At 68.8% G+C, this 25,143-nt stretch carries 23 protein-coding genes and 3 pseudogenes; 11 read left to right on the top strand and 15 right to left on the bottom strand.

Annotated features, from left to right (window positions below):
• Positions 1-65 precede the first annotated feature (65 nt).
• The 3 genes from OG199_RS01090 (at position 66) to OG199_RS01080 (ending at position 3,696) form a co-directional block, all read left to right on the top strand.
• Positions 66-1,280: an MFS transporter gene (locus OG199_RS01090; RefSeq protein WP_356801026.1), complete on the top strand. Its 1,215-nt coding sequence runs from the start codon at positions 66-68 to the stop codon at positions 1,278-1,280.
• A gap of 214 nt (positions 1,281-1,494) precedes the next feature.
• Positions 1,495-2,727 carry an IS701 family transposase gene (locus tag OG199_RS01085; RefSeq protein ID WP_405827332.1) on the top strand — a complete coding sequence of 411 codons (1,233 nt, stop codon included), beginning with the start codon at positions 1,495-1,497 and terminating at the stop codon, positions 2,725-2,727.
• Positions 2,728-2,822: 95 nt separating this feature from the next.
• Positions 2,823-3,696, top strand: a protein-coding gene (locus OG199_RS01080) for an IS5 family transposase (protein WP_405827330.1) whose coding sequence is annotated in 2 segments (ribosomal slippage) — positions 2,823-2,927 and positions 2,929-3,696 — 873 coding nt in all. Because the reading frame shifts where the segments join, the coding sequence is not laid out codon by codon here.
• 30 nt (positions 3,697-3,726) lie between these two features.
• On the opposite strand, the gene OG199_RS01075 is transcribed toward OG199_RS01080, so the two are convergent.
• Positions 3,727-4,599 (bottom strand): aldo/keto reductase family oxidoreductase, encoded by an 873-nt coding sequence (locus OG199_RS01075; protein WP_356806256.1) that lies wholly within the window; start codon positions 4,597-4,599, stop codon positions 3,727-3,729.
• Between the two features lie 130 nt (positions 4,600-4,729).
• Between OG199_RS01075 and OG199_RS01070 the strand changes: the two genes are divergently transcribed.
• Complete coding sequence (locus OG199_RS01070) at positions 4,730-5,161, top strand: helix-turn-helix domain-containing protein (protein WP_356806254.1); 432 nt, start codon at positions 4,730-4,732, stop codon at positions 5,159-5,161.
• A gap of 154 nt (positions 5,162-5,315) precedes the next feature.
• Here OG199_RS01070 and OG199_RS01065 read toward each other — a convergent pair whose 3' ends face one another.
• Both OG199_RS01065 and OG199_RS01060 read right to left on the bottom strand, forming a co-directional pair.
• Positions 5,316-6,467, bottom strand: a complete 1,152-nt coding sequence (locus OG199_RS01065) for a homoserine O-acetyltransferase (protein WP_405834384.1) — start codon at positions 6,465-6,467, stop codon at positions 5,316-5,318.
• The gene (locus tag OG199_RS01060; protein WP_405827327.1) at positions 6,464-7,825 is read right to left on the bottom strand and encodes a bifunctional o-acetylhomoserine/o-acetylserine sulfhydrylase; all 1,362 of its coding nucleotides are present in this window, start codon (positions 7,823-7,825) and stop codon (positions 6,464-6,466) included. The genes OG199_RS01065 and OG199_RS01060 overlap by 4 nt, the downstream gene beginning before the upstream one ends.
• A 535-nt stretch (positions 7,826-8,360) precedes the next feature.
• Between OG199_RS01060 and OG199_RS01055 the strand changes: the two genes are divergently transcribed.
• A complete protein-coding gene (locus OG199_RS01055) occupies positions 8,361-9,134 on the top strand; it encodes a DUF3626 domain-containing protein (protein WP_405834382.1) in 774 nt (257 codons plus the stop codon).
• Between the two features lie 149 nt (positions 9,135-9,283).
• Here OG199_RS01055 and OG199_RS01050 read toward each other — a convergent pair whose 3' ends face one another.
• From OG199_RS01050 to OG199_RS01040, 3 genes and pseudogenes are all read right to left on the bottom strand, one after another.
• Positions 9,284-10,108 (bottom strand): DUF1684 domain-containing protein, encoded by an 825-nt coding sequence (locus tag OG199_RS01050; protein WP_405827325.1) that lies wholly within the window; start codon positions 10,106-10,108, stop codon positions 9,284-9,286.
• A gap of 26 nt (positions 10,109-10,134) precedes the next feature.
• Positions 10,135-10,281 (bottom strand): annotated as a pseudogene (locus OG199_RS01045) (LLM class F420-dependent oxidoreductase); the annotation flags it as partial.
• A 169-nt stretch (positions 10,282-10,450) separates the two neighbouring features.
• Entirely contained in the window at positions 10,451-10,939 is a 489-nt protein-coding gene (locus OG199_RS01040) for a carbonic anhydrase (protein ID WP_356806247.1), read from the bottom strand.
• 592 nt (positions 10,940-11,531) lie between these two features.
• Between OG199_RS01040 and OG199_RS01035 the strand changes: the two genes are divergently transcribed.
• A complete protein-coding gene (locus OG199_RS01035; RefSeq protein WP_401810641.1) occupies positions 11,532-12,248 on the top strand; it encodes a hypothetical protein in 717 nt (238 codons plus the stop codon).
• 74 nt (positions 12,249-12,322) lie between these two features.
• Here the strand turns inward: OG199_RS01035 and OG199_RS01030 are convergent.
• The 6 genes and pseudogenes from OG199_RS01030 to OG199_RS01005 all read right to left on the bottom strand — a co-directional run.
• A pseudogene (locus OG199_RS01030) lies at positions 12,323-12,481 on the bottom strand (CocE/NonD family hydrolase); the annotation flags it as partial.
• Positions 12,482-12,508: 27 nt separating this feature from the next.
• Positions 12,509-12,859: pseudogene (locus tag OG199_RS01025) on the bottom strand (biotin carboxylase); the annotation flags it as partial.
• Positions 12,860-13,129: 270 nt separating this feature from the next.
• A complete protein-coding gene (locus tag OG199_RS01020; protein WP_266706814.1) occupies positions 13,130-13,396 on the bottom strand; it encodes a DUF4235 domain-containing protein in 267 nt (88 codons plus the stop codon).
• 5 nt (positions 13,397-13,401) lie between these two features.
• A complete protein-coding gene (locus OG199_RS01015) occupies positions 13,402-13,851 on the bottom strand; it encodes a DUF3618 domain-containing protein (protein ID WP_356806244.1) in 450 nt (149 codons plus the stop codon).
• A complete protein-coding gene (locus OG199_RS01010) occupies positions 13,848-14,276 on the bottom strand; it encodes a phage holin family protein (RefSeq protein WP_401810648.1) in 429 nt (142 codons plus the stop codon). Before OG199_RS01010 ends, OG199_RS01015 begins: the two co-directional genes overlap by 4 nt.
• A gap of 264 nt (positions 14,277-14,540) precedes the next feature.
• Entirely contained in the window at positions 14,541-15,590 is a 1,050-nt protein-coding gene (locus OG199_RS01005) for a YihY/virulence factor BrkB family protein (protein ID WP_401810638.1), read from the bottom strand.
• Positions 15,591-15,750: 160 nt separating this feature from the next.
• Here OG199_RS01005 and OG199_RS01000 point away from each other — a divergent pair, with 160 nt between their 5' ends.
• Positions 15,751-16,575 (top strand): DUF427 domain-containing protein, encoded by an 825-nt coding sequence (locus tag OG199_RS01000; protein WP_405827321.1) that lies wholly within the window; start codon positions 15,751-15,753, stop codon positions 16,573-16,575.
• A gap of 48 nt (positions 16,576-16,623) precedes the next feature.
• Here OG199_RS01000 and OG199_RS00995 read toward each other — a convergent pair whose 3' ends face one another.
• The gene (locus OG199_RS00995) at positions 16,624-18,231 is read right to left on the bottom strand and encodes an ATP-binding protein (protein WP_405827319.1); all 1,608 of its coding nucleotides are present in this window, start codon (positions 18,229-18,231) and stop codon (positions 16,624-16,626) included.
• A gap of 115 nt (positions 18,232-18,346) precedes the next feature.
• On the opposite strand from OG199_RS00995, the gene OG199_RS00990 reads away from it, so the two are divergent.
• Complete coding sequence (locus OG199_RS00990; RefSeq protein WP_405827317.1) at positions 18,347-19,123, top strand: response regulator; 777 nt, start codon at positions 18,347-18,349, stop codon at positions 19,121-19,123.
• A gap of 86 nt (positions 19,124-19,209) precedes the next feature.
• Here the strand turns inward: OG199_RS00990 and OG199_RS00985 are convergent, their stop codons facing one another.
• The gene (locus OG199_RS00985; RefSeq protein ID WP_405827315.1) at positions 19,210-20,433 is read right to left on the bottom strand and encodes a phospholipase D-like domain-containing protein; all 1,224 of its coding nucleotides are present in this window, start codon (positions 20,431-20,433) and stop codon (positions 19,210-19,212) included.
• 652 nt (positions 20,434-21,085) lie between these two features.
• On the opposite strand from OG199_RS00985, the gene OG199_RS00980 reads away from it, so the two are divergent.
• The 3 genes from OG199_RS00980 (at position 21,086) to OG199_RS00970 (ending at position 24,487) form a co-directional block, all read left to right on the top strand.
• Positions 21,086-22,378 (top strand): epoxide hydrolase family protein, encoded by a 1,293-nt coding sequence (locus tag OG199_RS00980; RefSeq protein WP_405827313.1) that lies wholly within the window; start codon positions 21,086-21,088, stop codon positions 22,376-22,378.
• A gap of 253 nt (positions 22,379-22,631) precedes the next feature.
• A complete protein-coding gene (locus OG199_RS00975; protein ID WP_405827311.1) occupies positions 22,632-23,378 on the top strand; it encodes a class I SAM-dependent methyltransferase in 747 nt (248 codons plus the stop codon).
• A gap of 470 nt (positions 23,379-23,848) precedes the next feature.
• On the top strand, positions 23,849-24,487 hold the full coding sequence (locus OG199_RS00970; protein ID WP_405834379.1) for a hypothetical protein: 639 nt from the start codon (positions 23,849-23,851) through the stop codon (positions 24,485-24,487).
• A gap of 108 nt (positions 24,488-24,595) precedes the next feature.
• Here OG199_RS00970 and OG199_RS00965 read toward each other — a convergent pair whose 3' ends face one another.
• Entirely contained in the window at positions 24,596-25,078 is a 483-nt protein-coding gene (locus OG199_RS00965; protein ID WP_405827309.1) for a hypothetical protein, read from the bottom strand.
• Positions 25,079-25,143 lie beyond the last annotated feature (65 nt).

The raw sequence follows: 25,143 nt of genomic DNA, 5'->3' as shown, positions 1-25,143 counted from the left end.
GAACCATCTGCGGCGATTACAGAGCAACCTTTCGAACATTGATGTTGTTCGTTATGTTCGTTCCCATGAACAAAACCCTGCGGGCCGGCCGACTGGCCACGTTCGCCTTCTTCGCCGTCGTCGGCTTCGACATGGGAATGTGGATCGTCCACATCCCCGCCATCGAGCAGCGCGTCGGCATCGGCCACGCGGTGCTCGGCTGGCTTCTGCTGCTGCTCGGCGCGGGCGCCTTCACGGGCATGCAGCTCATCGGCCCGCTCACCGACCGCTTCGGTGCCCGCACGGTGGTCCCCGTGAGCGCGGTGCTGTGCAGCGCGGCCCTGGTCCTGCCGGGCCTGGCCACCGACGTCTGGACACTGGGCGCCGCACTGGTGGTGTTCGGCTTCTCCACCGGCTGCCTGGACGTGAGTATCAACACCCACGCCGTGCAGGTCGAGCGGGGCTACCAGCGACCCGTCATGTCCGCCTTCCACGCGCTCTTCTCCATCGGCGGTGTGGCTGCCTCACTGGTCGGTGCCTTCACCCTGACCCGAGGCTGGAGCCCGGCCACCACCCTCGGCGCCATGGCACTGCTCAGCCTCGGCGTCACCGCCCTCGCCGCGCCCGCCCTGCTTCGCCAAGACCCTGCGCGTGACCTCGCCGTCGCCGCGCCCCAGGCCGTCAAAGCCCGCCGCAGAACACCTTCACGCATCTGGATACTCGCCGCGCTCGCCTTCACCCTCATGCTCTGTGAGGGCGTCGCCAACGACTGGAGCGCGCTGCACCTCAAGGATGTGCTCGACGCGCCCGCCTCCACCGCCGCCCTCGCCTACGGCGCCTACGCCACCGCCATGACCACCGGCCGCCTCCTCGCCGACCGGGTGGCCGCACGCCTGGGCACGGTCGCCGTGCTGCGTTACGGCTCGGCCCTCGCCGCACTCGGCATGACCCTGGCCGCACTCGCGCCCAACGTCCCCGTGGCACTGGCTGGTTGGACCGTCTTCGGCGCCGGTCTGTCCGGCTGCATCCCTCAGCTCTTCAGCGCTGCCGGCCACACCGATCCTGCCGCCGCCGGAGCCAACGTCTCCCGGGTGTCCGGCCTCGGATACCTCGGCATGCTCGCCGGACCCGCCGTGATCGGACCGCTGACCGAGGTCGTCCCGCTCAATCTCACCTTCTTCCTGCCGGTGACCTTCTGTGTCCTGGCCAGTGTCACCGCCCGCATCCTCAAGCCCGCGCCGTTGTCAGCGGCCGAGGGCGGGACCAAGGAGCCCGACCGCCAGGAGGCCGCACGCCGGTGAGTCCGGAGTCGATCCGCCTTGCCTCTCGGGGCAGTTGTACGTGCCCCGGAGAGTAGGTCGGCAGGTCGGTAGGCCGGTAGGTCGGTAGGCCGGTAGGTCGGCAGGTCGGTGAGCTCTAGTAGTGCTTCGTTAGGTCTTTCCGTTTGTGCTGATCAAGAGCATGTTGGGGTGTGTGGATGCGTATGAACTGAACTGATTACGGGCGGCGTTGGCGATGTTTGTGGCGGATGTCTTCGCCTCGGTGCCGCGTAGGGATCAGCGGGCCAGGGGTGAGTGCTATCTGCGGGGGCTGATGTTGGATGGACGGCGGAAGTCCATCCAGCCGATGGCCGAACGGCTGCCGGACGGGAACATGCAGGCCCTGCAGCAGTTCGTGAATCAGTCGCCGTGGGATCCGCTGCCGGTCAGGCAGCGGATCGCCGAGCGCCTGACCACAGTTGTCAGTCCCGAGGTGTGGGTGATCGACGACGTGTCGTTCCCCAAGTGCGGCAAGGCGTCGGTCGGTGTGGCCCGCCAGTACTGCGGAGCACTCGGGAAACGGGCGAACTGCCAGCTAGCGGTCAGTGTCCATGCCGCCGGCGACACCGCCTCATGCCCGCTTGAGTGGCAGTTGTATCTGCCGCGGGAATGGACGGACGAGCCGGACCGCTGCCGCCGGGCAGGAGTCCCCGACAACGTGGTGCACCAGGAGAAATGGCGTCTCGCACTCGATCTCCTGGACACACTCGCAACGTGGCAGCTGACAGCGCCGGTCGTGGTCGCCGACGCCGGCTACGGCGTCAGCACCCCCTTCCGGCTCGGTCTCGAAGAACGGGGCCTGTCCTACGTGCTGGCACTGAACGGGAAGGAAGTCGCCCACTCCGCGGATGCCGAGCCGCACCGGCCCGCTTATGGCGGGCTCGGACCGCCCACCCTTCCCCGCTACCGCACCCCGCCGCGAGCGATCTCCACCCTCGTGGCGCAGGCGGGTGCGCAGCGGTTCACCGAGGTGACCTGGCGGCAGGGCAGTAAAGGCGCGATGACCTCACGGTTCATGGTGCTGAGCGTGCGGCCCGCGGGCACGCAGTCCCTGGCCGCCGCCCAGGAAGCCGGCGGCGGCCGCAACCGGTGGGACGGCGTTCTGCCCGCCCACACCCTCCTGGTCGAATGGCCGGACGGCCAGGACGCCCCGACGAACTACTGGATATCGAACCTGGCCGCCACCACACCAACCGCCGACCTGGTGCGGTGGGCAAAGATGCGCTGGCGGATCGAACACGACTACCGCGAACTCAAACACGGCCTGGGCCTGGACCACTTCGAGGGCCGCACCTGGCGCGGCTGGCACCACCACGTCACCCTCGTCACCGCCGCGCAAGCCTTCCTCACCCTGCGCAGGCTCGACCCAAAAGTCCCGGCACCAGCCCGAGTCTCTACCAGACGCTCGACGCACTCCAGGACCTGCTGAGGTGCTGGACCGGCACCTGCACCACCTGCGGCCACCCCCTCAAAACCAGCAGAACCAGACCAAGAACCTAACGAAGCACTACTAGGCGGTTTCGTTTGGATCAGGCGGTCGTTGGTCTGGGTGTGCCGTTGACTGACGCGCAGTGGGCGCGGATCGAGCCGCTGCTTCCGGACCGGATGCCGAAGCGGGGTGGCCGCTGGGCGCGATCACCGTGAGGTGAGCGACGCGACTGCCCACAAGTTCCAAACCGGTACCCAGTGGGTGCATCTGCCGGAGAGATACGGCAACTGGCGAGGCGTCTACAACCGGCTGCGGATGTGGGCCGTCGACGGCACCTGGGAGCGCGTGTTCACCGCCCTGGTAACCCAGGCCGACGCGGACGACAGTCTGGCCTGGGCCGTGTCGGTGGACTCCACTATTGTGCGGGCCCACCAATACGCGGCCGGGGCCCGTAAAAATGGGGCCCCGGCCGCCGAACCCGGCGACCACGCCATCGGCAGGTCCCGCGGCGGACTGACCACGAAGATCCACCTCGCCGCCGATGCTCGCTGCCGACCTCTGGCGTTCGTCCTCACCGCGGGCCAGGCCGGTGACGCATCCGCTTTCACCGATGTCATGGCCCGCCTGCGTGTCCCGCGCCCGCGAGGACGGCCCCGCACCAGGCCGGACCTGAACCTGGCCGACAAGGCGTACTCCTCGCGCGCGATCCGCGACCACCTGCGCAAGCGCGGCATCCGAGCAGTGATCCCCGTCCCCGCTGACCAGCGCACACACCGGCTACGCCGGGGCAGCCGGGGCGGCAGACCACCGGCCTTCGACCGGGAGGCGTACAAGCTACGCAACACCGTCGAGCGGTGCATCAACCGCTTGAAGCAGTGGCGCGGCATCGCCACCCGCTACGAGAAGACCGCCACCATCCACCTGGCCGGCCTCCACATCGCGGGCATCTTCCTCGGGTCCGCCCGATAGCGCGGTCTCACTTGGTGACCTGTGTGTTGTTCAGTGGCCGATGCTGTCCAGTTCGGCCACATCCTCGTCCGAGAGGGAGAGATCGGCGCCTGCGATGTTCTCGCGCAGGTGGGCGGTGGACGAAGTACCGGGGATGAGCAGGATGTTCGGCGAGCGCTGAATCAGCCAGGCCAACGCGACCGACATGGGCGTCGCCCCCAGCCGGTTCGCGACCTGTGAGAGGGCCTCGGACTGTAGCGGCGTGAAGCCTCCCAGAGGGAAGAACGGCACGTAGGCGATGCCATCGGCGGCGAGATGATCTACGAGGTCGTCGTCGTGGCGGTGGGCGAGGTTGTACATGTTCTGCACGCACACGATCGGGGCGATGCTGCGCGCCTCAGCGACCTGCTCTCCGGTGACATTGCTGACGCCGAGGTGGCGGATCAGTCCCTCTTGCTGGAGGTCGACGAGCGTCTCGAACGCTTCGGCGATCGAGCCGGCCTGCGGGCCCTGAGCGTCGCCCATGCGCATGTTGACCAGGTCGAGGGTATCGACGCCGAGGGATTCGAGGTTTTCATGGACCTGCTTGCGCAGGTCTTCGGGGCGCCGGGCCGTGGGCCAGCCCCCCTGTGCGTCGCGGGTCGCACCCACCTTGGTGGCGATGAACAGCGGCTCCGGGTAGGGGTGCAGCGCTTCACGGATCAGCTCATTCGTGAAGCGCGGTCCGTAGGCGTCGCTGGTGTCGATGTGGGTGATCCCGAGGCTGACTGCCTCGCGCAGCACGGCCAGAGCGCCGTCGTGATCGGTGGGCGGCCCCATGACCCACGGGCCGGCGAGCTGCATCGCGCCGTAGCCGAACCGGGTGACGGACGAGTCACCCAGCGTCCAGGTTCCGCCGGGAAGAGGTGCGGAGGGCGTGTTCATGGTGGTGCCTTTCACTTCATGCAAGGGGTGGTGTCTCCAGCCCCCTTGCATCAGTGTTGGAGAGGAACTTCCTGCCGGGAAGTAGGCACTCTGAAGTGCGTAACACCCCAAAAGGTGAGAGGCGAGACCAGTGACGACGAAGGCCGACAAGAAAGCGCAGGCCAAGGCGGAGTACAACGCGTTCCTGGCGGTGTGCCCCAGCCGTCAGCTCCTCGACCGGATCTCAGACAAGTGGGTCGTCCTGATCCTGTGTGCACTGGGCGGTGACACACCCGAACAGTCCGGCGCATCGCACGCCCCGAAGGCGATGCGCTACTCCGAGCTGGCCCGGCTACTGGCTGGCGTCAGCCAGAAGATGTTGACCCAGACCCTACGGGCTCTCGAACGCGACGGCTTGCTCATCCGCACCGTGACACCTACGGTCCCTGTCACCGTCACCTACGAGCTGACCGACCTCGGCCTCTCACTCCACCACCTGACACGCGGGCTCAGGCAGTGGGCCCAGACCCACATGGAACAAGTCCTCGCCAATCGCGAGAGCCACGACGCACGAGCTTCCTAGCGTGGCAGCGTTCTCCGTCTCCGCTACCGGCCGGGATCGGTCTGACCATGAGGGTGGTGCGGCGGACGCGGGTCAAGTCAAACCCGCATTCGCGGATCGCGCCACCACCGGACCCATGACCGGGAGAACGAGCGGATGATCCAAACGAAACGGCCTAGCCGACGAGTTCACGGACGAGCGCGGCGACTTGTTCCACCTCGAGCAGGAAACCGTCGTGGCCGTACGGGGATTCGATCAGCCGGAGGCGGTCCGCGGTGGGGATCGAGGCAGCCAACTCCGCCTGCTGGGTCGGCGGGTAGAGGCGGTCGGAGTCGACCCCGGCGACGAGCGTACGGGCGGTCACGCGGCGCAGGGCGGCGCGCGTGCCACCGCGGTCGCGGCCGACGTCATGGCTGTTCATGGCGTGCGTCAGCGTGACATAGCTGCCCGCGTCGAATCGCCGCACCAGCTTGTCGGCGTGGTGGTCGAGGTAGGACTCGACCTGGTAGCGGCCGCCGGTCCACGGGTCCTCCGTGTCCTGTGGACTCCGGCCGAAGCGGGCCGCCAGTTCCGCCTCGCTGCGGTAGGTGACGTGGGCGAGCCGACGAGCCAGGCCGAGCCCCGCGTGCGGTCCGCGGCCGGGGCCGGCGTCGTGATAGTCACCGGCACGCCAGTGCGGGTCGGCGCGGATGGCGTGGAGCTGGATGTTCGCCCAGGCGATCTGCTCGGCGCTCGCCGCCGCGGCGGTGGCGAGCAGCAGGAGCGCGCCCGTCCGTTCCGGATCCGTCACGGCCCACTCCACCGCGCGCATTCCGCCCATGGAACCGCCGATCACCAACGCCCAGCGGGCGATGCCCAGTTCATCCGCCAGGCCGGCTTCCACGGCGACCTGGTCGCGCTGGGTCAGGAACGGGAAGTCTCCGGCCCAGCGGCGCCCGTCGGGGCGGGGTGACGACGGCCCCGTACTGCCCTGGCAGCCACCCAGCACGTTCGGGACGACGATGAACCAGCGGTCCGTGTCCAGGGCCCGCCCGGCTCCGATGAGTGCGTCCCACCAGCCGGGTGTCGGGTGTCCGGGTCCGGCTGGTCCGGCGGCATGGCTGTCGCCGGTGAGCGCGTGCAGGACCAGCACGGCGTTGGACCGGTCCGGTGCGAGCCGTCCCCAGGTCTCGAACGCCAGCCGCACGCCCGGCAGTTCACCGCCCGCCTCCAGCGCGAGCGGCTTCTCCCGGACGTGCCACTGGCGGCGCCCGGGCGGGTCCCCCTCCCGCCAGGCCCCGGAGGCCGGCGGGAGGGGGACCGCGGACGGCGTCCGTACGGTGCTCAGGACGCGCCCTTGGCCGCGCGGAAGCCGGCCTCCAGGTCGGCCTTGAGGTCGACGAGGTTCTCGATTCCGACCGACAGGCGCACCAGACCCGGCGACGTGCCGGTCGCGGTCAACTGCTCCTCGTCCAGCTGACTGTGGGTGGTCGAGGCCGGGTGGATGATGAGGCTGCGTACGTCCCCGATGTTGGCGAGGTGACTGAACAGCTCGACCGCGTCCACGAACCGCTTCCCCGCCTCGACCCCGTCCCGGAGTTCGAAGGCCAGCACCGCCCCGGCGCCACGCGGAAGATAGCGCTGACCCGCCGCGTACCACCGGTTGGATTCCAGCCCCGGGTAGTGGACGGCGGCGACCTCGTCGCGCTGCTCCAGCCATTCGGCCAGGGCCTGCGCGTTGGACGAGTGCCGTTCGATGCGCAGACTGAGCGTCTCCACGCCCTGCAGGAGCAGGAACGCGGAGTGGGGTGAGAGAGCGGGCCCGAGGTCGCGCAGCAACTGCACCCGCAGCTTGATCGCGAAGGCACCCGGACCGAGAGCGGGCCAGTACCGAAGTCCGTGGTAGCTGGGGTCCGGTTCGCTGAAGTCGGGGAAGCGCTCCGAGTGTGCGCCGAAGTCGAACGTGCCGCCGTCCACGACGACACCGGCGATCGTGGTGCCATGGCCGCCGAGGAACTTGGTCGCGGAGTGGACGACGATGTCGGCACCGTGCTCGAGGGGCCGCAACAGGTAGGGAGTCGGCACGGTGTTGTCCACGATCAGCGGGATACCGGCCTCGTGCGCGACGTCCGCCACCGCTCGTACGTCGAGGACGTTGCCGCGCGGATTGCCGAGTGTCTCGGCGAACAGCGCCTTCGTGTTCGGCCGGATCGCGGCCCGCCAGGCCTCGAAGTCGTCGGGATCGTCGACGAAGGACACCTCGATGCCGAACTTGGGCAGGGTGTGGCGGAAGAGGTTGTAGGTGCCGCCGTAGAGGGACGTGCTGGAGACGAGATGGTCGCCGGCGGACGCCAGGGTCAGGACGGCAAGGGTCTCCGCAGCCTGTCCGGAGGCGAGTGCCACCGCGGCGACGCCTCCCTCGAGCGCGGCGACGCGCTGTTCGAAGACGTCCTGGGTCGGGTTGTGGATCCGGGTGTAGATGTTGCCGGGCTCGGCCAGTGAGAACAGGTCCGCGGCGTGCTGGGTGTCGCGGAAGACGAACGAGCTGGTCTGGTAGATCGGCACCGCTCGCGCCCCGGTCGTCGGGTCCGGCGCGGCGCCGGCGTGGATCTGCTTGGTCTCGAAGGACCAGGCCGAGGTGTCGGGGCCGACGGGCTCGTCCTCGGGGGTGTGACCCGCGGTGACGGAGTCGATGGGCTGGCTCATGGTTCTCCCTTGTGCGGCGTACGGGTGCGGAGGGTGCGCGGGGATGGGTGAAGCCACCGCAGGGCTGGGCGCCTCGCCCGGACGGGGGCGGCGGACAGCACGGGGCGGAGAGAGAAAGGAGGGGATCGGATACCGGAGCGGAGCGTCAGCTCACGGCGGAACAACTCGTGGTGGTGACACGCACGTAGTCAACGTGGCGGCGGGTCACGAGCACGGTCATGCAGCCAGCCAACCACAGATGGTCACGGAGCACCAGCATCACGTGCGGGTGACAGGGCGACAGCGCGGCCGTGCGTGGGGTCGACGCGGCCGTGCGAGGTGCCGGCCGTTCGCCGTCGTGCGAGGAGGTGCCGGCCGTTCGCCGTCGTGCGACGAGGTGCCGGCCGCCGTACAAATTGAAGTGCGGCGCCGGCCGCGGCGCGTGCAGACTCCACGCATGGGTGCTGACATCGCCGTGTCGCCTCAGGAGAGAGCTCTGCGGCATGTCGCGGCCTCGTCCAGGGGGGAGCCGCTTCCTCGTGACCTGCGGGTGACGATGCACTTCCATCCCGATCGAGCAGCGGGGAACCTCCCCATCCTGGTCCGGATGGCGGAGGACGGTGTCTATCGGTCGCAGTTCGTGACGGGGACGAGCAACGGGGGACTGACCGCTCATCCGGGCGGCGACAGGTGGCGCTGGGAGAGCCGTCTCTTCGCCGGCGCGTACGACGACGCCGCGGCCGACCAGCGGCCCGTGTACGGCGCGTTGAACTACCGCCGCGATCCGCTCGGTGGTGCACCGCGGTTCGGTTCCTCGTATTTCAGACTGAAGGCCGAGGCCCTTACGCGCTCCACGTTCTGCTACCCCGACAGTTCCGCCGAGCCTTCCGCTTTCGGTGTCGCCGACCGCTGCTCGCTCGTCGAGCTCGCCGACACGGCGGACGCGGATCCCCTGGACTGCCACATCGAGGCACATATTCACGGACCGGTCGGATTCGCCAGTGACGTAGAGGCACTGGTGCTGGATCCCAGCTATCGCGGAACGGAGGTCGAAGCCGCGTCGCACCGCCTGCCGTGCCCGGTCGAATGGCATTCGGGATACCGGATCGATGTGGCTGGACTGCGACGTCATCCGGGCTACCGCGGCCAGGCGTACGTGGATCTGGGGACCGAGATCGCCCGCGGTGGCCGACTCACTCCCAGGACCATCGGAGACGCCGCCCGCACGGGCCGGTACGCCCTCCAGGATCTCAAGAAGGTCTGGCACTGCCTCGCCCGCTTCGGCAGGATCGACGGACGTACTCGAAGCGCGCCAACCGCGGGACGCTGATCCGGCTGCGGCTGCGGCTGCGGCTGCCTGGTATGGCCTTCCCCGCCGACCTCGCGGAGATGCCGGTGGTCGGCGAGGCCCAGCCCATCCCCGCGCCTGCCGGCGGGCACTCCGCGAAGTGCCCTGCCCGCCGGCAGGGGGTGACGTGCTCAGGCTCCGCCCCGCTCGCGGGGGATCTTCAGGCCCGCCTCGATCGCCACCGGCAACCGGTTCTCCGCCGGTGGCAGCGGGCAGGTGGCGAGGTCCGTGTAGGCGCACGGCAGGTTCGCCGCACGGTTGAAGTCCAGGACGACCGTGCCGTCCGCGGCGGGCGCCTCCACGGTGAGGGCGCGGTTGGCGGCGTAGGTGGTGACCCCCGAGGTCGCGTCGGTGAACAACACCGTCAGCCGGCCCGCGCCATGTCCCGGGAACGCGGTCAAGGACAAGGGACGTCCGTCCAGTTCGAATTCGATCCGGCCCGGCGCGTCGTACACGTGCTCCAGGCCCTCGACCGCGGCACCCACCGTGGTCGGCCGTGGCTCGTCGAAGGCGACGTAGCGACCCGTCAGCGCCCAGCGCGGATGCGGTGCGTAGGCGGGTGTTCCGGCGAAGGCGGTGCGCAGCGGCGCGTCCGGGTGCCGGGGACGCACGATGTCGTTTCCGCCGCGCTTGGCCACCTCGATGACGGCGTTCCCCCACACCGCGTCGACGCCACCGCGTTCGGGGAGCACACCGAAATGGTGCTCCCCGCGCACAGGGGTTCCCTCCACGACCAGCTCCTCGCCGTCAGCGAGGGCCACCGAGACCCCGGCGCTGTCGGTCCACCACGCGCCCGGGGCGTCCGGGAAGCGCTGCGGCCGTTCGTCGAGCCAGTGCAGACCGGTGATCGCGAGGAAACCGTGCGGGTCGGCAAGGCGTTCCTCCTGCGCGCGGTACCAGTCCAGCCAGCTCTGGGTGAAGGCCTGCAGATCCGTCGTCGTGACCTGAGTGGTCATCAGCACTCCTTCGTCTTCGTCTTCGTCGCCGCGAGCCGGGGTGAGTCCGCGCCGAAGGTCTGTCCGAACCAGGCCGACCGCGGGTCCGTCGCCGCGGCCTCACGCGCCGGCCGCGCAGAGGCATCGACGTGGTTCTCCGCGTCGGATGCGTCGAGCGCTCGTCCCGCAGTCATGCCAGTGAGAACCGCCGACGTCCGATCCGGCATTCCGCTGCGTGTGTGACAGCTTCTTGTCAGTCGTGTGTACGGGGACGGCCTCACGCGGGGCTCCCGCCTCCCGGGCCTCTGGGTACCCCATGCGCTCGGGCCATCTGCGTGCCGGCGTGAGGCCGCCCCCGTGCCGTCAGTGGACTTCGTCGAGCTTGCCGGTGGCGACGTCGAAGACGAAGCCCCTGATCCGGTCCTTGTGGACGATGAAGGGGTCAGCCTTGATCCGCGCGATCGACTGCCGGATGTCCGTGTCGAGGTCTCCGAAGGCCTCCGCGGCCCATGGCGGGCGGATACCGGTGTCCGCCTGGACCGTGTCCTTGAAGCCGTCGTCGGTGAAGGTCAGCATGCCGCAGTCGGTGTGGTGGATGAGGATGATCTCCTCGGTCCCCAGGAGCCGTTGGCTGATGGCGAGCGAGCGGATCTCGTCCTGGGTGACCACGCCGCCCGCGTTGCGGATGACGTGTGCCTCCCCGTCGTCGAGGCCGAGGATCGCGTAGACGTTGAGCCGGGCGTCCATGCAGGCCACGACGGCGAGATGCCTGGACGGAGGGAGGGGGAGCGGGCCGGAGAAGGTCTCGGCGTAGCGGGCGTTGTTGACCAGGAGTTCATCGGTCACGGACATGGCGGGCCTCGGTTCTCGCGCGGTGCGGATCGTGCGGGGCGGGGGAGGGAGGGCCCGCGGCTCCGGGGCGCCCGGGCCGCGGGGGCGTGCTCACACGTCCCGGCGACAGAACCCGTCGAAGAGGTCCACACGACGCGAGGGCCAGAAGCCCGTCAGCGCGGTGACGAAGGTCGGCATCCCACCAGTGAACCCGTTGACACCCGAGTCGGCAATGCAAAGTGTGTTCGGCTGTGCTCCGCTCGCCTTCTTTTTCCGGGGCGCGGACCGAGGACCGCCGAACGCCTCGCGCGGTGTCCGCCGTGCTCCGGCGAGCAGCATGGTGGGCCGGACTCCGGCTGTCGCGACAGGTGCCGCTCCAGCTCCTTGGTGGGGAACAGGAAGCCGTCAGTGGTCACGAGTTCGACGTTCGGCGGACCGGAGCACCGACGCCCGTTCCTCGTGGATGTCCGGGCGGCCCGGTGCGGGTCGGGAGCCCGGGAACTGCCCGTCGGCGTGCATGATCGTGGGTCTCACGAGGGCCGTCGGCCTTCATTCTTCGTGAGAGGGCAGACGATCAGCGTCGTGTCGGACGCAGTGCGAAAGGACATCGCCCATGGTGAAGAGCCGCGTCGAGGCCCGGGTGAGGCACCCCAGACACGAGCGTCGTGGTGAGGCCCGGCTGCCGGGAGTGGTCGTCACGCTCATCGCGATCACCTTGTACGTGGCCCTGCCGCAGCAACTGCTGGTCGCTCCGCGGTATGTGCTGCCCGCTCTGGAACTGCTGCTTCTGGTGCCCCTCATCGCGGTCAATCCCAAGAGGCTCACCCGGCAGACCAAGGCGATCAGGTTCGTCTCGCTGACTCTCGTCCTCGTCATCGCGGCCAGCAACCTCACCGCACTGGGCATCCTCATTCACGAACTGATCCACGCCGACGTCAAGGACGGCCGTTCCCTGCTGGTCGCCGCACTACAGGTGTGGCTGACCAACATCATCGCGTTCGGGCTCACGTACTGGGAACTGGACCGTGGCGGCCCCGTGGCACGCACCCAGGCGCCCCGCGGCGATCTCCCCCTGGCGGACTTCCGCTTCTCGCAGGACGAGAACAGCGACGCGGTGGAGGAGGTCGCGGACGGCGCCAGCGTCACCTCGGACTGGGTTCCGACCCTGGTGGACTACCTGTACATCTCCGTGACCAACTCGACGGCCTTCAGTCCCACCGACACCATGCCCCTCTCCACCCGCGCCAAGCTGTTGATGAGCGTCGAGAGCGTCGCCGCCCTGCTGACCTCCCTGCTCGTCATCGCCCGCGCGGTCAGCGTCCTCCACTGACCGGTCGGCCGAGGAGGGCTGTCGGCGGGGACCCACCGACAGTCGCCCCCGGCCGACCGGTCAAGGGCCGTGGCCCCGTCGGCCCGGCCACTGGAGGCGAGGACCGGGCACCGGACCGCCCGGTAGTTCTCGCAGACCGACGCGTGCCGCCAGTAGTCGTCACGGCGTGGGTGCCGCAGCCATTCCAGCACCCGGGGGCGCGTGTGCTCGAGTCGTTCGTGCCACATCTCGCGCTCGATGCGGCGCAGGTCGTCTGACGTGGGTACGCCGTCGACGTATTCGAAGAGCTCCGCGTGCGACTGCGAGTGCCGTGGGTTGATCGGCGGCAGACTGATCCGCCCGGTCCGCGGGTCGTAGAAGTCCTCCACGCTGAAGGTCGCCGCATCGAAGCCGATCCGGCTCATCACCCGCCGCGGGACGTCGTGCAGCTGCCTGATCGCCGGCTCGGGCAGTGCCGAGGGGGCCTGATGGCGCAGGAAGCAGGGGGAGTCGGGGTCGTCGATCGAGTCCAGTGCACCGTGGGCGGTGACCTCGCCGAAGTGGACACGGCCTTCCACCGCGACCTGGATGCCCGACATCTCCTCCTCGGCCAGACACACCTCGCCGCCGACCACGTTCGGGCACGTGTCTCTCTTCCACAGGGGACGGGGAAGTTGTTGGGGTACCCGCGTGTGTCTGCCCCATGCGTCCGTACATCCACGTCCCTTGAGCCGTAGAAGGGACTCATGGCACGGCGTCTTCGGAGCGTCGCCGGGAACGCCGGAAGCCCCCGTGCCGCTGCGGCCGGGGACTTCCGTGCGCTGTTGCCGACGGTCGTCGGTCAGATGGTGCGGGCCCCCTGAGCCCCGACCGCCGTCAGCACGAGGTGTCGGCTCGGGACGTCAGCCCGGCCAGGTACCGGTCACGCGGCGAGTGGCGGTGGCACCGGCGCGGTCGACGGCCGCTTTGACTCCGGCGAAGATCGCACCCTGCAGTGTGGCGGCGAGCAGGACCTCGCGCCAACTGCGGTTCTCGTCGGTGGCGTTGGGGGTGTCCTCGGCGTGGGCGAGTATCTTCCAGGCCTGCTTGAAGGCCATGCCGGCGAGCAAGCCGCCGGCGGCGCCCAGAGCGAGACCGACCGGTTTGTAGGCGACCTTCGAGGCTTTCACCGGCTTCAGCCCTTCTTACGGCGGAACATCAGCCACGCGAGAGCGGTCGCGCCCCCGGCCGCCACCAGCAGCTTGCGGTTGTCCCGTACCGCCCGGGCACCCTGGGCGGCCTGCAACTGCACCGGCTCGGGAACCTTCTCCTCCCACACACTCCCGGCCTGGGCGGTCTTCTCCCGGACCTGGGCGGCTGTCTGGGCCGCCTTGTCCTTGACCTGGTCGGGCAGCTTGTCCTGGACCGAGTGCGCGGCCTGGGCGGCCTTCGCCTTCAGCTCTCCGGCCTTGGCCACGGTCTGCTCCTTGACCTCGGCGGTCTTCTCCTTGGCCCGGGCCTTGACGTCGGTCTTGTCGGCCAGGGCCTGGACCGTCTCCCCGAGCTCGGCACGGGTCTGCTCGACCTGCTCACGCAGCTCATCGGGGGTGGCGGCGGTCTGCTCGCGGTCGGACGGGTTGCTCATCGGTGGGCACTCCTCTTGATCTCGGCCACATCGGCCTTCACGTTGTCGATGGTCTGCTCGGGCACCGGCGGCGCCGCCTGACCGACCTGCTTCTTCCCGGTCAGAGCCAGGACCGCGGCGATCACGCCCAGCACCGCGGTGATGATCAGCGCCGCGGCCCACACCGGCAGCGGCACGGCCAGGGCGGCGATCGCGGCGACCACCAGGGCCTCCAGCATCAGGAAGCCCACGATCCCGGCGCCCCCGAACAGTCCGCCGCTCTTGCCGTAGTGCCTGCCCTTCTCCTTCATCTCCGCCTGCGCCAACCGGAGTTCGCCCCGGACCAGCTCGGTCAGCTGCTGCGAAGCCCGGTGCACCAGCTCACCCACCTGATCCGATCCGGACCCCTGCGCCTGCCTGTCGGGCCCGTCCACCTGCGACCGCACACTCGACACGGCACGTCACCTCCCACCAGATTCCTCGGTCACCGCCGGGCCCTGTGGCGAACCACGGCGGTCAGTGAGGAGGCGAGTACCCCCGACCGGGCAGTTCAGGGCAGCAACTGCGAATCAACCAGGCTTCTCTGCGCCGAGGTACCGGCGCGCACCGGATCCGAGGCGCCACCGCCCCGGTCCGTACTGCCGCCCAGGTGCCAGGCGGTGTTGCGTTCGACTCGCTGTGACCACTCCCGGATCGGCCGCGGGCCGCGGTCAGATGTCGCCGAGCCGACGGCGGTCCTCCTCGTCCCACGTGCGGGTGTCGCGCGGCTGGGTATAGGGCTCCGCCTCCGGCGGGTGACCGCCGGCGATGGCCCGCTGGCGGATCGTCTCGGCGTCGAACTCCAGACCCAGCAGGATCGCGAGGTTGGTCATCCACAGCCACACCAGGAAGACGATGACCCCCGCCATCGTGCCGTAGGTCCTGTTGTAGGACGCGAAATTGGCTACGTAGAACGCGAATCCGGCGGAGGCGAGCATCCAGACCACGAGGGCGAGGAAGCTGCCCGGTGTGATCCAGCGGAACCCCTTCACCTTGGCGTTCGGGCTCGCCCAGTACAGGATCGCGATCATGACGGTGACCAGAACGACCAGCACGGGCCATTTCGCGACCGACCACACCGCCAGTCCCGTGTCTCCCACGCCCAGCGCGCTCCCGGCCTGCCGGGCCACGCCGCCGGAGAAGACCACGATGACGGAGCCGGCGACCGCGAGGATCATCAGCACGACGGTCACACCGACGCGCACCGGCAGGATCTTCCACAGCGGACGGCCCTCCGGTATGTCGTAGACGGCGTTCGCGGCGCGGATGAACGCCGCCACGTACCCGGACGCCGACCACACCGCCAGGACGATGCCGGCGATCGCCACGACCGAGCCCGCGCCGGAGTTGTTCTGCAGTTGGTCCACGGCCCGGGTGATGATGTCGTGGGCCGAGCCGGGGGTGAGCTGCCTGAGGTTGGTCAGCACCCTGTCCGCGGCCGACCTGCCGACGATGCCCAGCAGGGACACGAGCACCAGCAGCGCCGGGAACAGCGACAGCACCCCGTAGTACGTCAGCGCCGCCGCCCGGTCGGCCAGCTCGTCGTCCTTGAACTCGCGCAGGGCGCCCTTCAACGCCGCGCCCCACGCACGCTTCGGCAGCTTCACCGGACTGTCCGGTGCCGCTCGCTCCACCTCCGGCTCCGGGCCGACCTCCTCCGGCGGCGGTACCTCGTCCCTGCCGTGGTGATCTTTTCTCCCTGGAAGATGCAGCTTCGCCATGGCGGCCGGGTACCCCCTGAGCTGCCCGGGATGTGTTTGGCTCGATCAGGGTCTCGAGAACACTCGCCACAGGGTGGAGAGGCGAGCCCCGACGGCTGGACGCCGACGGGCGAGGACCTGCCGAAGTCACCGCGGAGAGCAAGCCGAAGGAGAGCCGGTCATGATCACGTTCCCCACCGCCCCGGACGTCAGAACCACCCCCGAAGGCCTTCTGTGGGAGCCGAGCGAACGCTGGGTACGCGGCCGAAAGGGAGACGTCCGCGTCGTCGACAGCAGGCACCCCGTCCTCGTGTGGGAGCCAGGGGTGCCGGTTCCGCTGTACGCCTTCCCGCGCGAGGAGGTCCGCGAGGACCTGCTACGCCCCGCGAAGCACCCGCTGACGGGCACCCACACCGGCTCGCGGATCTTCTACGACCTGGAGGTCGACGGCGAACTGCTGGAGAACGCGGCCTGGACGTTTCCGGCCGACGACCTGGCCGGTCATATCGCCTTCGAGTGGTTCCGGCGCGTCGGACGGGGCCTGGACCACTGGTACGAGGAGGAGGAAGAGATCTTCATCCACCCCCGCGACCCGCACAAACGGGTGGACGCCATCACCAGCGGCCGCCACGTGCGGGTCGAGATCGACGGCACGGTCGTCGCCGACACCCACCACCCGGTCCTGCTCTTCGAGACCGGCCTGCCGACGCGGTACTACATCCCGCGCGAGGACGTCCGACTGGAACTCCTCGAACCGACCGACCACCGCACCGGCTGCCCCTACAAAGGGACCGCCGCGTACTGGTCGTGGCGAGGAGAAGCCGATGCACCCGGCACCCCGCCGAACATCGTCTGGAGCTACCCCGAGCCGCTGCCCGCGGTGGGCGCCGTCAAGGACCTCCTCGCCTTCTACAACGAGGCGGTGGACATCACCGTGGACGGCGCCCGCCTCGAGCGCCCTGTCACCCCGTTCACCAGGACGCTCTCGACGCGGGCGCCCGAGTGACGGCACCGGCGGTGATGATCACGGACGCCGCACCGGCCACGGTCCCGGTCAAGCCGTCGGCTGCGCGCCGGAACGGGTCTCTTCCGAAGCGGTGGAGGGCAGGCCCGCCTCCACGGGTTCACCGGCCAGGGTGAAGACGATGCGGGTGCCCCCTGTGTACTCCGGGTCGACGAAGATGGTCCCGCCGTGGAATTCGACGATCTTCCTGCACATCGCGAGTCCGATGCCACTGCCGTTGTAGGCGTCCTTGGTGTGGAGCCGCTGGAAGATCACGAACACCTTCTCGGCGTACTCGGGGGCGATGCCGATCCCGTTGTCGGTGACCGTGAACCGCCACAGTGCACCGTCCCGCACGGCGGACACGTGGATCCGCGGTGCCTCCTGCGGGCGGCGGAACTTGACGGCGTTGCCGATCAGGTTCTGCCACAGCATGCCCATCTGGGTGGGGTCGGCGACCAGAGTCGGCAGCTCGTCCTGGGTGATCACCGCGCCCGCCTCCTCGATGCTGACGCTGAGCGCGGAAAGGCTGCGCTTCATCACCGAGTCGAGGTCCACGCTCTGGTGGGCGTGGTGGACGCGGCCGACACGGGAGAAATCGAGCAGATCGTTGATGAGGGTCTGCATGCGATTCGCTCCGTCGACCGCGAAATCGATGTACTGGTCGGCCCGGTCGTCGAGCTGACCCCCGTAGCGCCGCTGCAGCAGCTGGGTGAAACTGGAGACCTTGCGCAGGGGTTCCTGGAGGTCGTGGGAGGCCACGTAGGCGAACTGCTCCAGCTCGGCGTTGGACCGCTGGAGCTCCGTGGACTGCTCGTCGAGGCGCAGCCGTGCCTCCTCACTGAAGTCCAGTTCCCGTACGAGCCGTTGGCGCATCGAGTCGATCTCGCCGCTCAGCTGACGCAGGTCCGCGGGGCCGGTCGGCGTGATGGGATGAGCGAAGTCGCCGTCGGCGACGGCGCGGGCGTCCGCCCCGAGCCGCTCCAACGGCGCGGTGATGCCACGGCGCAGCGCCTCGAAGACCACGCCCGCGAGGACGGCGATGAGGACGGCGATCGCGCTGAACACCCAGTTCCGCAGCCGCATCGTGGCCGCCAGGTCCGCGCGCGCCTGGACCCGGTCGGCACGCAGCCCGTCCTGCTGGGTGACCATGGCCGCGCGGAGTGTGTCGAAGACCGTTTTGCCTTCCGCGGCGCGTTCGGTGGCGAGCGGTGAGGGCGTCCCGGGCGGTGAGGCGGCGATCGGGCGGGCGATCCGCGACTGCCACTTCTCGACGGCGTCCTGTACGGCCTTCAGATGGCGAAGACCCGCCCTGTCGCCCCGCAGCAGCTCCGAGAGCGACGCGATGTCCGTCTTCTGCTCGGCCAGCCCCTCCCGGTAGGGCTTGAGGAAGTCCGTCGTTCCGGTGAGCCCATAGCCGCGGATGCCGGTCTCCTGGTTGAGCAGGGCCGATTCCAGGCGGATCGAGGTGGTCAGCGCGGGCGATTTCACGTCCACGAGGCTGTCGCTGATCGACGTCGTCCGCCCCAGGATCCACGCTCCGGTCACTCCGAGCACGGCCAGGACGGTCAAGGACACGGCCACCCCGACACGAAGCCAACGCCGGGTCGTCCACGTGGAGAGCTCCCGCGCACGCGGCGGTCTCTCGTCGCCGGTCATTCCCTGACACTCCTCACACTGTGACGGCCGCCCCCAAAGCGGCGCAGCGCACACTGTAGAGGGCAATCGACAACGGTTGTTGTCGCGGGGGCGGTCCGGGGCCTAATGTGCGGGTGTGCCTGGCAAGAACTTCGTCGTGCGGACCACTCCGCAGGAGACGGCCGCAGTCGCGGATGCGGCGGTCGATGATCTCGCGCGGCGCATCGCCCTTCAACTACCGGAAGACCCCCCACATCCCCCGTCAGCGGACGATCCGACGCGGGCCCTGACCCTGCTGCACGTACTGACCCACCTCCAGCGGGCCGCTGAGCGGCTCCAGCGGGACGCGGCCCTGGACGCCGCTCGGGCAGGGGCCGGATACCCGCAGATCGGCGAGGCATGCGACATGACTCGCCAAGGCGCCCGACGTCGCTGGCCGGGACTCTTCCACCACTCCAACGAAGCACCCACGGAGCATCCGATGATGACCACCCCCGCCCGCCCGTTCGACGTCCTGCTCGTCGAGGACGACGTCGCCGACGCCATGCTCATCGAGGAAGCCCTCTCCGAGCGCGGGGCCCGCAACCTGGTCCAGGTCACCGACGGAGTCGCCGCGCTGGAACACCTGCGCACCCCGGGCAGCGTGCGTCCCGACCTCATCGTGCTCGACCTCAACATGCCCCGGATGAACGGCCGTGATCTGCTCCGGGTCCTGAAGGCCGACGAGGAGCTGCAGACCATCCCGGTGGTCGTCCTCACCACGTCCTCCGCGCCGGACGACGTCGTCGGGGCCTACAACAGCCACGCCAACGCCTACGTGACCAAGCCCGTGAACCTGGCGGAATTCGAGCAGGCCGTCCAGAGCATCGACGCCTTCTACCTGGAGACCGCGACCCGACCGCCGCGCGCCTGAAGGCCGCGCCACGCGGTTCGCTGGCGGAGGTCGGCGGTCGGCGGTCGGCGGTTGATGGTTGATGGTCTGGTGACCGGAGGTCGGAACTACAGAAAGCGGCGGATGGGCACGACGGCGACCTCTCGTGCCCGCTGCGCCAGGGAGCGCCGCTTCCAGCGCCCCTCCTGAATCAACGTGGCGGCCTCGAGGTCCTCGTCGAAGTGATTGTCGAGGGCGGCGGTGAACTTCTGCTCCAGCACCGCGAGCATGATCTCCTCGTCGTGATCCAGTGATCGCCGGTTGAAGTTGGTGGAGCCGACCAGGGCGGCGACGCCGTCCACGGTGATGACCTTGGCGTGCATCATCGTCGGCTGGTACTGGTAGATCTTCACGCCGCAGGCGGTGAGCTCTTCGTAGTAGTGCTGGCCGGCCAACTGACAGACCCGCTTGTCCGTGTGCGGGCCGGGCAGCAGGATCTCCACCTCGACCCCCCGACGGGCGGTGGCACAGAGCAGCTCGACGAAGTACGCGTCCGGTGAGAAGTAGGCGGTGGTCAGCCGGAAGCGGTCCTCGGCCGACTCCAGCATCACCCGGATCAGGGTCTGCATGTCCTGCCAGCCGAAGCTGGCCGAGCCGCGCACGACCTGCACCACCGCGTCGCCCTGCGGTCGGTGCGGGACGAACCGGTCGCGATCGTCGAAGAGTTCGTCGTGGCACTCGGCCCAGTTCTGCGCGAACGCGGCGGCCACGCCGTCCACGGCCGGCCCGCGGACCTCGACATGGGTGTCGCGCCACTCGTGCTCGGTGCGCGCGTCGCCGCACCACTCCTCCGCGATGCCCACCCCGCCGGTGAAGGCCGTCTGCTCGTCCACGACGAGAACCTTGCGATGGCAACGGTGATTCTGCTTGAACGGCGAAAGGGCCAACGGTCTGCGGAACCAGGCCACTTGCACGCCGGCCCGCTCCATTTCCCGCAGTAGTTCCTTCTCGATCAGCCGGCTGCCGAACCCGTCCAGCAGCAGTCGCACCCGCACGCCCGCGCGCGCCCGTTCCGCCAGTGCCTGCGCGAACTCACGGGCTATGTCCCCCGTCCAGTACACGAACGTCATCATGTCCACGGTGTGTTCCGCAGACCGGATGCCGGCCAGCATCGCCGGAAAGATCTCATCTCCGTTGCGCAGGACCGTGAGCGCGTTGCCCTCGGTCGCCGCGATGCCGATCAGGCGCTCCAAACGGCGCCGTATCCGCGAGGCACGTTCCTCGACCGTCGCGGAGACCGACGGGTCGACGTCGGGGGAGGCCAACTCCGGCCGTTCCTGGGTACTGGTCATGTCGTCACCTGGCCGGCAACCACGGGAGGGCAGGAGAGCCGCGCTGCCCGGTCCGGCGCGGGACGCAGCGTGCAGACTGTACCTCGCCGCACCAGGGGCCCCGGGGCGTAGGCGGCGTCGGCCGGTCGCACCTCAGCGCTCACTGCGGATGGCTCCGCCGTCTCACGGAAGGGTGAGGCCTGCGAAGCCCGCATCCCGTACGCCGGCCCCTTCCGGAGCCGTCCGCGGACCGCTCCGGAGCGGGCCCGCTCCGTGGACCGGGAGTGGGCCCACTCCGAGGGCTTTGTGTGGCCGGACATCTGCATCGCCGAGTGCCTCTCCTGATCGCCCTCGACCGTCGAGGACCTCTCACGAAGACCGACTGCCCGGCGAACGTAGGTCGCACGCAACTTTTGGCCCCGAGTTGCGCGCTCACGGAGGGATAAATATCGTTACATACCGTGATGGAGCCGTCGCATGGGGACGTCGACAGCTTGTTGCCGCCCGCCTCAGGCTCCGCCGGGGTGGAGGCCGCCAGGGCCGCAGGAATTCCGTGCCGGATTTCCGTTACCGCCGAGGCGAAACAAGACTGTTGAGGGTGCCCTCTCGGAAGCGCTGGAACGACCCAAGGAGATCCGCCATGTCCCCAAATCTCCGGCTGCAGTCCCGGCGTATGTTTATCACCACCTCAGCCGCCGCGATGACCGCGGCGGCAACCGGCGTTTTCGGCCCGTACTCCGATGAGTACTCCGGAAAGCCCGTGGCGGTGAGCGAGAGGGAGAGCATCCGCCCCTTCCGCGTGAACATACCGGAGCAGGACCTTGTCGATCTGCGCCGACGCATCGCCGCGACACGGTGGCCCGACCGGGAGACGGTCCACGATCAGTCCCAAGGCGTCCAGCTGGCGACCATGAAAGAACTCTCCCGCTACTGGGGGACGAGCTACAACTGGCGGAATATCGAGGAGAAGCTGAACTCCTTGCCGCAGTTCAAAACCGAGATCGACGGACTCGATATTCATTTCATCCATGTCCGCTCCCGGCATGCGAACGCCCTGCCGATGATCCTGACCCACGGCTGGCCGGGCTCCATCCTGGAATTCCTCAAGGTGATCGATCCGCTCAGCAACCCCACGGCCCACGGGGGACGCGCAGAGGACGCCTTTCACCTCGTCATACCGTCCATGCCCGGGTACGGCTTCTCCGAGAGGCCGACGAGCAGCGGCTGGGGCCCCGACCGTATCGCCCGTGCCTGGGCGGTGCTGATGGAACGCCTCGGGTACGGGCACTACGTCTCCCAGGGGGGCGACTGGGGAGCCGTGATCTCGGACAAGATGGCGGTACAGAAACCCGCGGGACTCCTTGGAATCCACGTCAACTTCCCGGCCACCGTCCCTGTCGATATCGCGAAGAAGCTCGCCTGCGGTGACCCTGTCCCGGCGGGACTGAACACCGATGAGAAGGCCGCGTACGAAAAACTCGCCACCTTCTACAAGACGGGCTCGGGTTACTCCGCCATGATGGTCACCCGTCCCCAGACCGAAGGCTATGGACTGACGGACTCTCCCGTCGGACTGGCCGCGTGGATGTACGACAAGTTCGCCGCATGGACCTACAGCGACGGCGATCCCGAGCGGGTGCTCACCAAGGACGAGATGCTCGACGACATCACGCTCTACTGGGTCACGAACACCGCCGTGTCATCCTCGCGTCTCTACTGGGAGAACAACGCCAACAATTTCAATGCGGTGTCGGTCTCCATCCCGGCCGCTATCACGGTGTTCCCAGGTGAGATCTACCAGGCGCCGCGAAGTTGGGCCTCGAGCAGCTACCACAAGCTCTTCTACTTCAACAAAGCCCGCAGGGGCGGCCACTTCGCGGCCTGGGAAGTTCCCGACATCTTCACCAATGAACTCCGGGCCGCGTTCGGAGCTCTGCGCAACTCTCGGGAAACCGCGGGCAAGTAACGTCGCCGCAGAGGCGGACGGGGCTGATCAAAACGTGGTCGCGGCGCGAGCGTCCGGTGATCCACTGCCACCACTCCAGCCCGCCGGAGTACTTGGCGTGCCTGGGGTGAGGGGCGACGTTGATCGGTACGAAGCGAGCGAAGTGAGAGTGGCCGTCGGAAGCCGCGTGGTCATCGGGAGCCTCGCGATGCCGGTGCCGGGAAACGCCGTCAAACTGCTGTGCCGGGCACTTCGGACCGCCGAGGATGGTCGAATGACGATCACTTCGCAGGCCCGTTCATTCGACAAGGCCGCCGCCGGCTATGCCGCGAACCGCCCGTCGTATCCGCCCGCGCTGCTCGACGCGGTCGAGGAACTCGCCGACCGTCCGTTGATGGGCGCCCGCGTTGCGGACATCGGAGCCGGCACGGGACTGGCCACCGCCCTCCTGCACGCCCGCGGTGCGCGCGTCATCGCGGTCGAGCCGGGCCCCGGAATGGTCTCCCAATTCCGTCTCGGACTGCCGAACGTCCCCGTCGTGCTCGGTGACGGCAACAACCTGCCACTGGCCTCCGAGTCCATCGACATCCTGACCTGTGCCCAGGCCTGGCACTGGACCGACCCGCACAAGTCCGTCCCCGAAGCCCTCCGAGTACTGCACCCCCGCGGCGCCCTTGCCCTCTGGTGGAACGACTCGGACAGCACTGTCGGCTGGATAGCGGACCAGGACGCCCGCCTGCGCCGTCTCTTCGGCGCCGAGGACAGCGAACCCGACCCCACGGCCCGATTCCGCCACCTGCCGCCCGAACTCAGCTTCACCACACGGCAGTTGTCGTGGTCGAGGAGCGTCCCACTCGAAACACATCTCGCGAATCTCGCCAGCTACTCCGACTTCCTCGTCCTCGGCAGGAACGCGGCCGAGACGTTCCTGGCCGCTGAGCGCGACCTCGTCACGGAAACCTTCCCGAACGGGACGGTCGAGGAGCGCTACGTGGTCAGCCTGGCCGTTGCCACCCGTTGACATGACGAGTAGGTGGCGGACGGATCCGTCCATGTGAGAGGGCCCTGGCCCGTGTCGAAGCCCCGCGCCACTTGCCGTGCGGGGCTCAGGTGGGGCGGACCCGGTGTGGGTTCAGGTGCACCCATGACGTCGACCATGCCCGGAGGCTCGACCCACCAAGTCCGCGGAGCTGATCCTGGGTTCGATCGTCGTCAGAGGCGGACGACGTTGAAACCGTAGTTGGTCACGAGGCGGCGTGCACGGCCCACCATTCCCGGAGCCTTCCTGTTGGTTCCGCAGCCGTGCCCCACCAACACCAACGGCGCGTGAGCGGATCCGGAAGCCGTGCCAGTGACATCGGCTGGGGGTGTTGCCAGATCCACCCCCGGATACGGGTTCCAGGGCCAGGGACTCCGGGGGTGTGCGCGAGCGAGGATCTCGTCAACGTCAACGGCGCAGTGCCGGACATGTTGCTGAGGGAGAACCTGATGATGAGTGAGAGCATCGCCCGGCGATTTACGGGGGTCGCGGGGATCACGGCTGGGGCGGGTCTGGTTGCGGAAGTGCCGCTGTACTTCATCTACTCGGGGCCGCCCCCGGACTCCAACGTCCTCACCCGTCTCTTGATCGGCATCCTCGCGCTCGGGTGTGTACTGGTCTTCGCCACCGCCTTCCGTGAACTGGTCAGGACAGTCGCTCCGGAGGCGGAGTGGGTGGGTGCGCTCGCCTTCGCCTCCGGCCTCACGTACACCACGGTCACCCTCGTATCCAGCGGTCTGGAGGCCGGAGCCGTCATCGCTGCCGACCATCCCGTCGATCCCACGGTCACGGTCTCGGGTACCTACATCCTCTACGGGACGATCTCTCGCATGCTGCTGGGCATGTTCCTGGTCAGCTTCGGATACGCCGCGAGCAAGGCATGTCTGCTGCCGCGCTGGACCCACCGCACGGCCTATGTTCTGGCCGCTGTGAACTTGGCCTTTGTGCCGTCCTTGTTCTTCGGCAACACCCCGGCCGATTTCTATGCCGCCAACGGTTGGGGTACCACCGCACTCATGGGCGCCCTCCTCAGCTACTGGCTCCTTGCTGTCGGCATCGCGACCGTCCGCAGTGCCTGTCGGGCGCGTTGATGGCCGGCGCCGGGCACCCCGCACCCGGCATCTGTTGTCTGGCATCCGGCACGCGGTAGGTCCGTGGAGCCGGAGAAGGGGAGAAACAGTCAACACCTGTCGATCAAGTCAGGCGCGGTGGTGCCGCTGGCGTAGTCGGTGACTGGCGTTAGCGCGGACGCGCCGGGTTCTTCCTGACTCGGCGAGCAGGGTGAGGACGACGGGCGAGGACACGGTCTCGACGGCCATGCGCTGGAACCAGTCGGATCCGGTGGTGACTTGCTCCGAGCTCCACGGCTCGCCCACGGTGATTGATCGCAGCAGGGTCCATTCGCGCAGCCGGTAGGGGAGGAACTCCCGCTCCGCGCTCACCTCGGCCATCGCGTGGGCCCAAGAGGTGAACTCGTCATCGGTCAGCAACTGCGCCGCACGACGGTCGAGGTGGCGGACGATGGCCGACTGCGCCATTGTCCTGTCCGGGTCGCGCAAGATCCTGGTGACCAACTCGGCTTCGTCCTCTTCACGGACGACGGCCAACTCATGCAGGTAGCGGGCGAATCGCTGGTGCTCGTCCTCGGCGGAACGGTCATCGGCGCTGTTGGTGCCGTTCACGCGGAGGCCTCCTCGGAGCGTTCGACCAGGTGGCCGTGTTCGAAGCGGGCATCGGCCCGCACCCC

Source organism: Streptomyces sp. NBC_01176, assembly GCF_045039825.1.
In the GTDB taxonomy this organism is placed as follows: domain Bacteria; phylum Actinomycetota; class Actinomycetes; order Streptomycetales; family Streptomycetaceae; genus Streptomyces.
The sequence above is the reverse complement of the archived record's forward strand: the minus strand, read 5'-3'. Positions and strand labels throughout refer to the sequence as shown.